General features: G+C 60.5%; 13 protein-coding genes. 5 read left to right on the top strand and 8 right to left on the bottom strand.

From position 1 onward, the window contains the following. Positions 1–45 precede the first annotated feature (45 nt). From AC2FML_RS06675 to AC2FML_RS06655, 5 genes are all read left to right on the top strand, one after another. Entirely contained in the window at positions 46–642 is a 597-nt protein-coding gene (locus AC2FML_RS06675) for an MOSC domain-containing protein (RefSeq protein ID WP_170358168.1), read from the top strand. 144 nt (positions 643–786) lie between these two features. Next, positions 787–2,463: a formate--tetrahydrofolate ligase gene (locus tag AC2FML_RS06670; RefSeq protein WP_170390652.1), complete on the top strand. Its 1,677-nt coding sequence runs from the start codon at positions 787–789 to the stop codon at positions 2,461–2,463. A 57-nt stretch (positions 2,464–2,520) separates the two neighbouring features. Continuing rightward, positions 2,521–2,826, top strand: coding sequence for a chorismate mutase (locus AC2FML_RS06665; protein WP_170337522.1), 306 nt, complete (start codon positions 2,521–2,523; stop codon positions 2,824–2,826). A gap of 53 nt (positions 2,827–2,879) precedes the next feature. Then, on the top strand, positions 2,880–3,770 hold the full coding sequence (gene folD / locus AC2FML_RS06660) for a bifunctional methylenetetrahydrofolate dehydrogenase/methenyltetrahydrofolate cyclohydrolase FolD (RefSeq protein ID WP_170337523.1): 891 nt from the start codon (positions 2,880–2,882) through the stop codon (positions 3,768–3,770). Between the two features lie 79 nt (positions 3,771–3,849). Then, positions 3,850–4,713, top strand: a complete 864-nt coding sequence (locus tag AC2FML_RS06655; protein ID WP_496782468.1) for a LytTR family DNA-binding domain-containing protein — start codon at positions 3,850–3,852, stop codon at positions 4,711–4,713. A gap of 12 nt (positions 4,714–4,725) precedes the next feature. Here AC2FML_RS06655 and pdeM read toward each other — a convergent pair whose 3' ends face one another. The 8 genes from pdeM to AC2FML_RS06615 all read right to left on the bottom strand — a co-directional run bounded on the left by pdeM (position 4,726) and on the right by AC2FML_RS06615 (position 13,300). Next, positions 4,726–5,388 carry a ligase-associated DNA damage response endonuclease PdeM gene (pdeM, locus tag AC2FML_RS06650; RefSeq protein ID WP_170435313.1) on the bottom strand — a complete coding sequence of 221 codons (663 nt, stop codon included), beginning with the start codon at positions 5,386–5,388 and terminating at the stop codon, positions 4,726–4,728. A gap of 44 nt (positions 5,389–5,432) precedes the next feature. After that, positions 5,433–7,844 carry a ligase-associated DNA damage response DEXH box helicase gene (locus AC2FML_RS06645; RefSeq protein ID WP_496782466.1) on the bottom strand — a complete coding sequence of 804 codons (2,412 nt, stop codon included), beginning with the start codon at positions 7,842–7,844 and terminating at the stop codon, positions 5,433–5,435. 52 nt (positions 7,845–7,896) lie between these two features. Further along, positions 7,897–9,204 carry a DUF8689 domain-containing protein gene (locus tag AC2FML_RS06640; protein ID WP_093962764.1) on the bottom strand — a complete coding sequence of 436 codons (1,308 nt, stop codon included), beginning with the start codon at positions 9,202–9,204 and terminating at the stop codon, positions 7,897–7,899. A 117-nt stretch (positions 9,205–9,321) separates the two neighbouring features. Next, on the bottom strand, positions 9,322–9,867 hold the full coding sequence (locus tag AC2FML_RS06635; RefSeq protein ID WP_496782464.1) for a prepilin peptidase: 546 nt from the start codon (positions 9,865–9,867) through the stop codon (positions 9,322–9,324). A 3-nt stretch (positions 9,868–9,870) separates the two neighbouring features. After that, the gene (locus tag AC2FML_RS06630; RefSeq protein ID WP_170358176.1) at positions 9,871–10,722 is read right to left on the bottom strand and encodes a tetratricopeptide repeat protein; all 852 of its coding nucleotides are present in this window, start codon (positions 10,720–10,722) and stop codon (positions 9,871–9,873) included. A 29-nt stretch (positions 10,723–10,751) separates the two neighbouring features. Continuing rightward, positions 10,752–11,333, bottom strand: coding sequence for a tetratricopeptide repeat protein (locus AC2FML_RS06625; RefSeq protein ID WP_170370881.1), 582 nt, complete (start codon positions 11,331–11,333; stop codon positions 10,752–10,754). 4 nt (positions 11,334–11,337) lie between these two features. Beyond that, the gene (locus tag AC2FML_RS06620; protein WP_170337908.1) at positions 11,338–12,321 is read right to left on the bottom strand and encodes a type II secretion system F family protein; all 984 of its coding nucleotides are present in this window, start codon (positions 12,319–12,321) and stop codon (positions 11,338–11,340) included. Between the two features lie 10 nt (positions 12,322–12,331). Then, positions 12,332–13,300, bottom strand: a complete 969-nt coding sequence (locus tag AC2FML_RS06615) for a type II secretion system F family protein (protein ID WP_170362931.1) — start codon at positions 13,298–13,300, stop codon at positions 12,332–12,334. Positions 13,301–13,310: the final 10 nt, after the last annotated feature.

Here is a 13,310-nt window from a genome sequence, read left to right as displayed (position 1 = left end):
CGTTAGGCTGCAGCGAACTTTGATCCGCTGTCGAAAGGAAATGGCATGCCTGTCCTGCGTGAAACCGAATTCAAGGCCCGGGTCGTCTGGTTGGGCCACGTTCCCGCCGGGCAATCCCTGCGGGCTCAGCCGGTGCCGCAGCTCGACCTTGGGTTCTCGGGCGACATTGGCGCGCGTCATGAAGGACTCAATCGACCATCCTGCGTGCGGGTCAAGAACCTGTACCCGGAAGGCACCGAAATCCGTAACGTGCGACAGCTGACGATCCTGGCTGCCGAGGAAATGGCGGCCATTGCTTCTGACATGGGCGTGGACCGGCTGGATCCGGCCCTTTTGGGTGCAAGTATCGTTGTCGAGGGCATTCCGGATTTCACGCATGTTCCGCCCTCGTCTCGGCTGCAGGCGGATACGGGATTGACCCTGACCGTCGATATGGAGAACCGCCCTTGTGTCCTGCCCGGACGTGAAATCGAAGCAGAGTCACCGGGGCACGGCGCCCGCTTCAAACCGGCCGCACAGGGCCGGCGCGGGGTGACTGCTTGGATCGAACGGCCGGGGCTTCTGAGGCTCGGAGACAGTCTGACCCTTTACGTCCCCGATCAGCGCGCATGGAACCCAAAACAGACGGCGGTTTCCGATTAGATACGTCCGAACAAGTCCTACGCCGTTTCGCGGCCTGAAAATGTCGGAATCCACATCCATTCAAACCGTACACAACGGTATGGATTTGGCAGCACCGACGCGCGGCGTCGGTTTTGCACGGAATTCAATCAGGGATCTTGCCCAATGAGCTACAAATCCGACATTGAAATCGCTCGCGAGGCGAACAAGAAGCCAATCCAGGAGATTGGTGCAAAAATCGGCATCTCGAGCGACGACCTGCTGCCATACGGCCATGACAAGGCCAAGGTAAGCCAGAATTTCATCAACTCGGTCCAGGACCGCGAAGATGGCAAGCTGATCCTTGTGACTGCAATCAACCCGACGCCCGCGGGCGAGGGCAAGACCACCACAACCGTCGGTTTGGGTGATGGCCTGAACCGGATCGGCAAGAATGCGATGATCTGTATCCGCGAGGCCTCGCTTGGTCCGAACTTCGGCATGAAGGGGGGGGCCGCGGGCGGTGGCTATGCGCAGGTCGTTCCGATGGAAGAGATGAACCTGCACTTCACCGGTGACTTCCACGCCATCACCTCGGCCCACTCGCTGCTGTCGGCGATGATCGACAACCACATCTATTGGGGCAACGAGCTGGAAATCGATACCCGCCGCGTCGTTTGGCGCCGGGTCGTCGACATGAACGACCGCGCCCTGCGCCAGATCACGGCCTCTTTGGGGGGCGTGTCGAACGGTTTCCCGCGTGAAGCAGGTTTCGACATTACCGTTGCGTCCGAGGTCATGGCGATCCTGTGCCTGGCCAACGACCTGAAGGATCTTGAAAAGCGCCTGGGCGACATCATCGTGGCCTACCGCCGTGACAAGACCCCGGTTTATTGCCGCGACATCAAGGCCGAAGGCGCGATGACCGTTCTTCTGAAAGACGCGATGCAGCCCAACCTGGTGCAGACGCTGGAAAACAACCCGGCCTTCGTGCATGGCGGCCCGTTTGCCAACATCGCGCATGGCTGCAACTCGGTCATCGCGACCAAGACCGCGCTGAAGGTAGCCGACTATGTCGTGACCGAGGCCGGATTCGGGGCCGATCTGGGCGCGGAGAAGTTCATGAATATCAAGTGCCGCAAGGCAGGCATTGCGCCGTCGGCCGTGGTGCTGGTTGCAACGGTTCGCGCGATGAAGATGAATGGCGGCGTGGCCAAGGCCGATCTGGGCGCGGAAAACGTCGACGCGGTAAAGTCGGGCTGTGCCAACCTGGGCCGCCACATCGAAAACGTGAAATCCTTCGGCGTGCCGGTCGTCGTCGCGATCAACCACTTTGTCACCGATACCGATGCCGAGGTTCAGGCGGTCAAGGACTACTGCGCCGAGCATGGGGTTGAGGCGGTTCTGTCGCGGCATTGGGAACTGGGCTCGGAAGGATCTGCAGATCTGGCAAAAAAAGTCGTTGAACTGGCTGATGCCGGTACCGCGAATTTTGCGCCGATCTACCCCGACGAAATGTCCCTGTTCGAGAAGATCGAGACCATCGCCAAGCGCATCTACCGCGCCGACGAGGTTCTGGCCGATGCCAAGATCCGCAACCAGTTGAAGGAATGGGAAGCCGCCGGATACCGCAATCTGCCGGTCTGCATGGCCAAGACACAGTATTCCTTCTCGACCGATCCGTCGCTGCGCGGCGCGCCCACCGGCCACTCGGTTCCGGTGCGCGAGGTGCGCCTGTCGGCGGGTGCCGGCTTTATCGTGGTGGTCTGCGGTGAGATCATGACCATGCCCGGTCTGCCCCGCAAACCGGCGGCTGAGACAATCCGCCTCAACGACGAAGGGCAGATCGAGGGCTTGTTCTAAGCCGCTGAATAAGACATCTCGTGGTCCGGGGAATCCCCGGGCCATGAGGAGATTGCGATGCCCACTCTGACACTGCCGCAGGACTGTCATTCCATGCAGGAATTGCGGGTTCAGATCGACAAGCTGGACCGCCAACTGATCGAACTGTTGGCGACGCGCGCAACCTACATCGATCGCGCGTCCGAATTGAAACCGGGCGAGGGCCTGCCGGCCCGTATACCCGAGCGTGTCGAGGATGTGGTGCAAAAGGTGCGTTCAAACTCGGTTGAGGTGGGCATGGACCCCGATCTGACCGAAAGGCTTTGGCGCATCTTGATTGATTGGTCGATTGCGCGCGAGGAGAACGTGCTCGGCCCCGACTGAATGACCGGGCGCCCTTCGCGCCCGATCCGCTTTTTGAAAGAAGGGATCAAAGGATGGTAGCTCAAGTCATCGACGGCAAGGCCTTTGCGGCCAAGGTCCGCGCGCAAGTCGCCGACCAGGTTGCAAAACTCAAGGAAGAAAACGGCATCACCCCCGGTCTGGCAGTAGTCCTGGTCGGTGAAGATCCGGCCAGCCAGGTCTATGTCCGCTCCAAGGGCAAGATGACTGTCGAAGTGGGCATGAACTCATACGAGCACAAGCTGGATGTCGACACGTCCGAGGCAGATCTGCTGGCCTTGATCGAGAAGCTGAACAACGATCCCGCGGTGCATGGCATTCTGGTCCAGCTTCCGCTGCCCAAACATCTGAATGAGGACCTGGTAATCAACTCGATCGACCCGGCCAAGGATGTCGACGGGTTCCACATCTCGAACGTTGGTCTGTTGGGCACCGGTCAGAAGTCCATGGTTCCCTGCACGCCGTTGGGCTGCCTGATGATGTTGCGCGATCATCATGGCTCGTTGTCCGGCATGGATGCGGTGGTGATCGGCCGGTCGAACATCGTGGGTAAGCCGATGGCCCAATTATTGCTGGGCGACAGCTGCACCGTGACCATCGCGCACAGCCGTACCAAAGACTTGCCCGATGTCGTGCGTCGCGCCGATATCGTCGTGGCCGCGGTGGGCCGCCCCGAGATGGTACCTGGCGACTGGATCAAGGAGGGTGCCACCGTCATCGACGTTGGCATCAACCGGATCGAGCGTGATGGAAAAACCAAGCTGGTCGGCGACGTGGACTATGCAAGCGCGGCCGAGCGCGCAGGCGCTATTACACCGGTTCCCGGTGGTGTTGGTCCGATGACCATCGCCTGCCTGTTGGCCAACACTCTGACGGCTTGTTGCCGGTCGAACGGCCTGCCCGAGCCCGAAGGCCTGACGGCCTGACCACTGGCGGCCCTGGGGCGGAGCGTCCGCCCCGGGGCCAACGTGGGGATGAAACGACCCCCACTAGCACGCCGCAAACGTGTTTGATTGTCTGACATTTCGTGATAAGCTTGAGTTTCCAGCCGGTTACGAAGTGAATAAGTGGGCGTCTGAGGGACAAGGGCTGGGTCCCGAAAGGCTGCTCATTGATTTTGATATGTTGTCAAAACTGAGCCCATTCATTGCAGAATGCACGCCTCAGAGGGTGGTCGCCGGTATTCTGTTCGTCCCGTTGCTCGCCTATGCTTTTCCACCGTTCCGAGAAATGGATCTACCCTTTTCCGTACGTCTGGCGTTCTGGGCAGGAGTGATGATTCTGGCGGTTGTGGCAACGTGGGGGTCTCGGCAGTTGGTGAAGGATCGTCTGGACCATGTCGGACTGACGGTTCGGGACGTGGCGTTTGCCTTGGTGATCCTTGTATTGTTCACGCCTGCGTTGTGGATCCTGACGTGGATCCTGTGCGCTGCCAGTGGCCACGATGCCCCCGGTTTGCTGGCGGTTGGCACCTACGGTGCGCTGTTTAGCACAGGTCTGGTTCTGGTCAGCAAAGGCGAAGCCCCGCCTGAAAATGACGAAGTCATCAAAGCACCCCAACCCCGTTTGGTGAGCCGCCTGCCGGACGGGTTTCGTGGTGATATCCTGCGGCTTGCGGTCCGGGATCACTACGTTGATGTGGTGACCACCAGCGGAACCTATACGATCCGGTCGCGCTTTACTGACGCGATTGCTGAGATGGAGCCGATTTCGGGCCATTGTACCCACAGATCCCATTGGGTTACGGACGCGGCCATTCTGGAAATTCGGAAAAACAACGGCAAAACCTACCTGCGCCTTCGGAACGATGATCTGGTTCCCGTCAGCCGCAAATACAAACCCAAACTCGAAGAAGACGGTGTGATCTGAACCAGCTGTCGGCTAACGCGGCATCACCGTCAGCTGTGGCTGCGGGCCGGTCAGAATGGCACGGGCGTCCGGCTGCATCAACTGAGACAACGCGGTATCCGAGCTGCGCAGCCCTCCAGTATATGTCCCATAAGCCGGCATGATCACCCGACACCGGTCAAACAAAAATGCCGGGCGCGAGATCATGCGGCCCGGCGCATTGAGCCGGACCTTGGGGTGAAAATGCCCTGAAACTTCGCCTTGCGCGTCGGGTTCCGCAATATGGCGGAAGACCAGCACGTCTTGGCTCCACTCGGCCAGATGGGTGCCGCTCAGCGCGACGGGACCCGGATCATGGTTGCCCTCTATCCAGATCCACAGCCGCCCGGCCTGCAGCGCAGAAATCTCGAGCCGATCTGCATCGCTCAGCGTTTCCGAGGCTTCGAGATCATCGAAACTGTCCCCCAAGCATACCACCGTCTTGGCGCCGGTCGTGTCCAGATCGGCGGCCAGCCGGGACAGTGTCTCTCGGTTGTCATAAGGGGGAAGGGCCGGTCCGCCCCGCCGAACGATCCGAGATGACTTGCCCAAGTGCAGGTCCGAAACACAAAGAAGATCGTGCGCCGGCCACCAAAGCGCGCCCGATCCCATGGCGTGCAGCCGGGCACCCGCAAACGAAAATTCAAGGCTGTTCATGGTCCGTTCTTTGCCCGTCGGGCCGTGATTTGCAAGTCGTTTCTTCAGGCGGGTTCCAGGCCAGCGTCGCGCAACAGACGGGCGCTTTCTTCCGCCAGCAGCCGCTCTTCGGCCGCGCCCTTGACCGGAACCTTTCCCACCTCGAGCAGCAAGGGCGCCGCCAGTGGTGACACCCGGTCCAGCCGGATCAGGTCGATCCGGTCGCCGATGCGCGCGATCATGGCCTCGATCCGTCCGAAATCGACCAGCCCGCGCATGGCTTCTTCGCGGGTGATCTGCATCAGCAGGTGGTTGGGGTCGTATTTCTGCAGCGTGTCGTACAGGATGTCCGACGAAAAGGTCGCCTGCCGCCCGCTTTTGCGTTGGCCACCTGTGTTGCGCTCGATCAGCCCGGCGATGGTGGCCGAAGCGCGGAAGGTCCGTTTCATCACCGCGTTGCCCGCCAGCCAGTTGTCCAACCCGTCGCGCAGGGCCTCGATCTGGAACAGGGGGCTGGGATCGGTGACCGCGTCCAGTCCCCAGATCAGCGTGGCATAGTCGGTCGCGACAAAGCCCAGCGGGGCCAGCCCGGTTTCCTCCATACGTTTGGTCAGCAGCAGACCCAGCGTCTGTTGTGCGTTGCGTCCGGCAAAGCCGTAGACGCACAGGTTTTCGCGGCCGTCATTGGGAAAGCTCTCGATCAACAGCCGGTCACGCCCGGGCAGCCGCGACATCCGGCGCTGCAGTTCCAGCCATTCACCCGTATGTTCGGGCAGTTGCGGCCAGCCGGGCTGTGCGAACATCCGCAGGATGCGGTCGCTCAGCTGGGTCGAAGTGGCGAACTTGGTGCCCGAGAAGGTGGCGATCTTGGGCTTTTTGTCCGCACGGCGCGTGACCTCGACAACCGTTTCGCGCAGCCCTTCATAGCGCACGATCTGACCGCCGATCAGGAAGGTGTCGCCGGGGGTCAGCGATGCGGCAAAGGCCTCTTCGACCTCGCCCAAGGGTTTGCCGCCCCGGTTGCGTTTCAGCCGGACCTTCAGGGTATCGCTGTCCTGGATCGTGCCCAGGTTCATGCGGATGCGTTGCGCCGCGCGCGGGTCACGCAGCTGCCACAACCCGTCGGGGCGCTGTTGCAGGCGCTGCCAGCGGTCATAGGCCCGCAGCGCATAGCCACCAGTTGCGCAGAACTCCAGACAGGCATCGAAGGCCGCGCGGGACAGATCGGCATAGGGACCGGCCGAGGTGACCTCGGCATAAAGGGCATCGGCATCGAACGGTCCGGCGCAGGCCGCGATCAGGATGTGTTGGCACAAAGCGTCACGCGGGCCGGGGCCGCGCGGCTCGCCGTCCAGATCGTGCGCGCGCGCGGCCTCCAGCGCGGCGACGCATTCGACCACCTCGAACCTGTTGGCAGGCACCAGCAGGGCCTTGGACGGCGCGTTGTAGCGGTGGTTGGCCCGCCCGATCCGCTGGACCAGGCGCTTGACGTTTTTGGGGGCGCCGATCTGGATCACAAGGTCCACGTCGCCCCAATCGATTCCCAGATCAAGGCTGCCGGTGCAGACGATGGCGCGCAGGTCGCCACGGACCATTGCCGCCTCGACCCGTTCGCGCTGTTGCCGGTCGAGGCTGCCATGGTGGATGCCGATGGGCAGGCCTTCGTCATTGGCCAGCCACAGGTTGTGAAAGAAGATCTCGGCCTGAGCGCGGGTGTTGTGGAAAATCAGCGTCGTTTTGTGCCGCCGGACCTGCTCCAGCACCGCCGGAATGGCATAGGCCGCGCCGCCCCCGGCCCAAGGCGGCATTTCGGCCGTTTGAAGCATGGCGATATCGGGGTCGGGGCCGGGGTCGGCCAGAACGATGTCGCAAGGGTCGGGGTGGCGGGCCAGAAAGCGCGCGATGGCGTTCGGGTCCTCGACCGTCGCCGACAGGCCCACGCGCCGCAGATCGGGGCACAGGGTCTGAAGGCGGGCCAGGGCCAGCATCAACTGGTCGCCCCGCTTGCTTTCGGCCAGCGCGTGTATCTCGTCCACGATCACGCGCTGGACGCCTTGGAACATGCGCGGCGCGTCCTCGTAGGACGTCAGCAGCGCCAGGCTTTCCGGGGTCGTCAGCAGGATATGCGGCGGGTCGACGCGCTGGCGTTTCTTCTGGGTGGGGGTGGTATCGCCGGTGCGATCCTCGATCCGGATCGGCAAGCCCATCTCGTCGGCCGGGCCGCGCAGGTTGCGCTTGATGTCGGCGGCCAGCGCTTTGAGCGGCGAGACATAGATCGTGTGCAGCCCCGCGTGCCGCCCCTCGGCCAGTTCGATCAGCGAGGGCAGGAACCCGGCCATCGTCTTGCCGCCACCCGTGGGCGCGATCAACAGCGTCGCCGGGGCCCGCGCCCGGTCGATCATGGCCTGTTGATGCGGGTGGATGGACCAACCTCTGGCGGTAAACCAGGTGTCAATCCGGGCGGGAATCTGCGTCATATGCGCAGACTAGCCCGCCCGGTGACAAAGCGGAATGCGGTTTGGGCCCGTCTTACTTAACGATTTCCTCGTCCTTGACGAACATGTTCGCCCAGGCGCGGTCGATCAATTCCGGGCTCATTTGATAGGGGATGCCCTCGAATTCGCAGATCGAGATCATCTGATCGATCAGGAAGATCGGCTGATAGTTCGCATAGACATTGTTGATGGTCGGGTATTTGACCTTCAACAGATGTACCAGTGCGGCTTCGTCCAACGGAATGCCGCGCTTGCGGGCCACCATGGCGAAGATCTTCAGGAAGTTTTCCTGGTTCGGGCCGTCGATCTTGATCTTGAAGAAGATCCGGCGAAGCGCGGCCTGGTCGAAGATCTCGTTCGGGTGGAAGTTGGTCGAGAAGATGACCAGCGTGTCGAAGGGAACTTCGAACTTTTCACCCGACTGAAGGCCCAGAATGTCCTTGCCCTCTTCCAGCGGAACAATCCACCGGTTGATCAGGGCCTGCGGCGGCTCGGCCTGGCGGCCAAGGTCGTCCACGATGAAGATGCCGCCGGTCGATTTCAGCTGCAGCGGCGCCTGATAGGTGCGCGCCGTGGGGTTGTAGACCAGGTCCAGCATGCTCAGCGACAGTTCACCACCCGTGACCACCGTGGGGCGTTCACACTGGACGTACCGCGTGTCGAACCGCTTGCGGCGGCGCAGGCTGTTCGGGTCGTCAGCCTCTTGCTCGATCGCTGTGTGCACGATCGGGTCGTACACGGTAATCACCTGACCGGCATATTCGATGGCATACGGAACAAAGACGTTGTCACCCAACGCATCCCGAATTCCGTTTGAAATCGAAGACTTACCGTTACCCGGCGGGCCGTACATCAGGATCGAGCGACCGGCGCTGACCGCAGGGCCCAGGTGGTCAAGCAGGCTGTCCGGCAGGACAAGGTGCCCCATGGCGCCGGTCAGCTGATCGCGCGTGACTTGGATGTTCCGGATCGACTGTCGTTTGACCTGCTCGCGGTAGACTTCCAGCGGAACGGGCATGGCGCCAAAGTATTCGGATTGACTCAGCGCGTCCAACGCCCGTGCCTTGCCGGCGTCGGTCAGTTGATAGCCCATTTCGTTGCCGCTGTTGGCGTTCAATGTCCCAGTCGCCTCAAGCAGCTTCTGTTCGCGGGCGATGTCGACCAATTCCTGCGTCACCGAACTCGGCAGACAGATCGAGGCGGCGATCTCGCTCACCGTGTCCACATTCTTGCGGAAAACGGTCTTCAGAAGGATGTCCCGCATCATAACAAGCGGAAGCTGCATTTCCCCCAGACCCTTCGGGGCAGGAGGAGCCATAACGGATGAGGTCTGCATGTTCATGAGCGCGGCTCGTATATCCAGTTGTCAATCCTTGTGTCCCGAAAGGGACCACTTGCGGAAAATCTGGCGCAGCTTTGTGGCAGGACCAAGGCGCGGGCAAGGCGCAGACATGATGGTTTACGAGCCGTTAATTGCGCCCAAAATCAAATAGATGCCAAGACTCGCACCCAAGGCCAGCCCCATGGGGAAATTCTTGCCCTGATCCCAGCTTTCCCAGTTCGGAGCGATCTGGCGCAGGCGAGAGTATTTGGCCAGCCGATGGGTGGCAAACGCGGCCAGCGTCGTGACCATCAGAATCACCATCACCAGCAAGAAATCACCAACCCATACGAACGGAGCCGCAGCCGCGCAGAACTTGGCGTCGCCCGCACCCATGGCGCCTGCGGCATTGAGAAGAATGCCAAAAAACAGCACGACCACCAGATGGAACAGCTGCCAGGCATAGACCGGCAGAGAAAACTGCAAGGGCCCGATGCTGGCCCCAACCCATTCGCCCGACCAAGGTGGCAGCACAATCAGCCCGACCACCACAAAAACCAGCGCCAGAGCTGTGACCGCATGGTTCTTGATCTTCATTTCCCGCATGTCGGTGAACGCGACATAGAAACAGATGGGCAGCACAAATGGTAGAAACCACAGGGCTGCCACTGCAGGAATTGCCATGCCTTATGCTTCCTCGAGCGCGCGGAGCGACCGGACCGCTTCGTCGAAATGCTGCGGATGGGTGGCGATGGCTTCTCGGAACAGGTTCTTGGCAGTGTTGATGTCACCGCGCTTCACGGCCGAGATGCCCATCGTGTTCAAGAGTTCCGCACGTTCGGTCTGGGACATCGGGATCACCGGCATGGAATAATTCCCCTGCGCCGAGCGGGCAAGAACCAGATTGTTCTTTGCCGTGAACAGTGAACTGTCCTGTCGGATGGCTTCGGTGAACAGGCGCTCGGCCTCGGAATATTGGCCGCGGGTCAACTTGGAATACCCCCAGTTGTTCATCACGCCGGCCGGCCGTGTGGTCAGCCCGATTGCGGTTTCATAGAACTGGTCCGCACGCTTCCAATCCTTGCTGGCATCTGCCACCAAGGCTTCAAGCCGATAGCGTTTGAACGTCTCGTAGGTCGGGGGGATCTGGTCCAGCGCTGCCTTTGCCGCCTTCCAATCACCACTGCGGACCAACGAGTCCGCATAATCGACGCGATCCGCGTTCGTTGCACCGGACATCGCGGTCACGCGCTTCCAGGCGGCCGATGCTTCGGTGCTGCGCTTGGCGCGAGTCAGCGAAATGGCAAGGCCGCGCTGCAAATCGATCCGATCTGGATTCTTGCCGGCTGCTCCACGGAAATAGGTCACTGCCTCGTTCGGGTCAGCCGCATTGAGCATCACGTCGTTGAGGTTCGTCTCATCGATGACGTTCACTTCCTGGAACGTGCGTTCGACCTTTTCCTCTTCGGTTTCTTTTGCGCATGCAGACAGGATCAGCCCGCACACGACGACTGTCGGAATCAGGAATTGTTGGCGCATTTTTGCGTCCCTTACTGCTCTTGCCTCTGTTACTGGTTCTTCCGCAGCAGGAAAGCTCCGTTCCCTTGCTGCTCCAGCGTATATTCTTGTTCTTGTGGTGTATTATTAACAGGATTTTCCATTTTTGCGAGCGCTAAGCGAAGATTGTCACGGATTGCGTCACTTTCGCCATTGTCCAGCGCATAGGCCCTTTGGAAGACCTGCGCGGCCTCGGCATACTCACCTTTTTCCATCAGCAGAACGCCGAGATTGTTCCACGCAACCGACCAATCCGGGTCTTCCTCGACCGCTTGTCGCAAGAGGGGTTCGGCTTGTCCCAGCCGCCTGAGGCCGAGATTGGCGGTTCCGATCGAGGTCAGGATTTCCGGGGTCATCCCTTCCGTCAGGGCCGCGCGGGTGAACGATTCCATGGCCAGTTCGTATTCTCCGGCTGCCATCAATCGGTTCCCGACAGCAATTTCGTCAATCGGCCCACCTTTGGGGTCGACGCCGGGGGCGAAAGGCCCGTTCGAAAGACTTGGGTCCGTACACGAAGCCACCACGGCAAGAACCGCGGTGGCTATCATCAGGCGGTGGAGCCCGAAGCGGGCGCACCGGTTGCATGAGGGCATGGGCTTATTGGCCTCTGTTACCGAACTCCATGATGCCTTTTGCCGAGGGACCGACCAGAATGATCAGCAGCGGCGGCACCGTCAGCATCATTGTGGCAAGGGTCATTTTCGTTGGCAACTTGTTCGCGGCTTCTTCGGCGCGCATGACGCGTTTGTCGCGCATCTCGCCGGCATAAACCCGCAGGGCGTCGGCAATCGACGTACCGAATGTGGCCGATTGGATCATCACCGTCACGAAAGAGCTCACATCCTGGACACCGCAGCGCGTCCCGAAATCGCGCAGAACTTGATCTTTCTCTTTGCCGGCCTTCATCTCATAGGCGACGATCTCGAATTCCTGGGCAATATCGGGGTAGGAGGCTTTCATCTCTCCGGCCACACGCACGATCGCCTGGTCCAGAGACTGACCGGCTTCCACACAGACCAGCATCAGGTCAAGCGTGTCGGGAAAGCCCGCGGTAATGTTCTCCTTGCGCTCTTCGATCCGGCGCGTGATCCAGTATTTGGGGATGTAGTATCCAATGGCACCCGGTACCAGAACGCGGATCATCATTTGCTGGCCGGTGAATTCCTGCCCGTTTGAAAACACGGTCACCAGGAGAACACCCAAAACGATCCCGGTGATCCCCAACGCAAATTGCGCAAAGTGGAAGAACCGAACAGAGTCTTTCGAGCGGTAACCGGCCTGGCGCAGCTTGAGCTCCATGGCCGAGTATTCTTCTTCATCTTTCGGCTCGAGGAAGGTCGCGAACTTTTCAAGCTGTTCGTTCCGGCCGGAGTTGCGCAGCTGATCCTTCTTGCCGCGCTTTTCCTTTTTGGGTGCAGCATTTGCACGCTGCAGCTTTTTCAAGGGATCTTCCGGCTGGTTCAAGAGGATCGGAATGGTCACCAGAACCATGAACAATCCCAGCACGCCGACGACGATCAGCGGGCCGAACTCGCCCAATTGATCCGTCAGCATGTCGTTGATTTGGGTCAGAAATTCCATGGTCGTGCCCTCAGACCTTGATGTTGGTGAGAATGCGCATGACGATCAGGTTCAGCGTCAGCATGATCCCCACGACAAAACAGGCAGGAATGAACCATTTGTGGTCCAGAACCGAGTCATAATACCCGGGGTCCTTGACCAGAATGAAAACCAGGCAAAACAGTGGGAACCCCGACAGGAACTTGCCCGACCACTGCGCCTCGGCCGTGATCGCCTTGACCCTGCGGAACAGACGGAACCGTGCACGGATCACCTTGGCAAGCCCATCAAGGATCTCGGCCAAGTTGCCGCCCGACTGCTGCTGGATGCCAACGGCGACCGCGAGAAAGCGCAAATCCTGCATGTCCAGACGTTCGGCCATGTCCTTCAACGCCTCGCCCACGTCACGGCCATAGGCGCATTCGTCGGCAATCACGCCGAATTCGGTCGCAAGCGGATCCTGCACCTCGTTCGCGACGATCTGGATCGTCGAAACGAAAGGGTTGCCGACCCGAAGTGAGCGCACCATCAGTTCCACTGCATCGGGCAACTGCTCCTCAAGCATGCCCATCCGCTTCTTGGCCTTGTGATTGACCCAGGCATAGACAGCGCCGACACCGATTGCGATCGACAGAGCCGCACGTAGGATGGTGTCGGTTCTGGTGCCGATGCTCAGGCCCATGAACGCGACCATGGACACCAGCGCCATGATCATGACCAGTTGCCGCGGGCTGAAGGCAATCGCCGCCTTCTGGGCCTTGTCGGCCAACAGCGAGTAGAGCGGAATGCTCTGCGACTTCATGTGCTGCTGCATTTCCTTGCGCAGCTGCTCCAGAACCTGTTCGCGCCCGACGCCTTTGTCGATCATGTCCAGACGGCGATTGACGCGGCTGTTCAGGCTGATGGATTTGCCAAAAGCCACCAGATAGATACCTTCGACCAGCGCCAGAACCCCGACGAAGATCGCGACATAGATGAGCGCCTCGGTTGGCAGTTGCATGCCCTGATCT

This window comes from Ruegeria sp. BHSC029 (genome assembly GCF_059613085.1).
The sequence above is the reverse complement of the archived record's forward strand: the minus strand, read 5'-3'. Positions and strand labels throughout refer to the sequence as shown.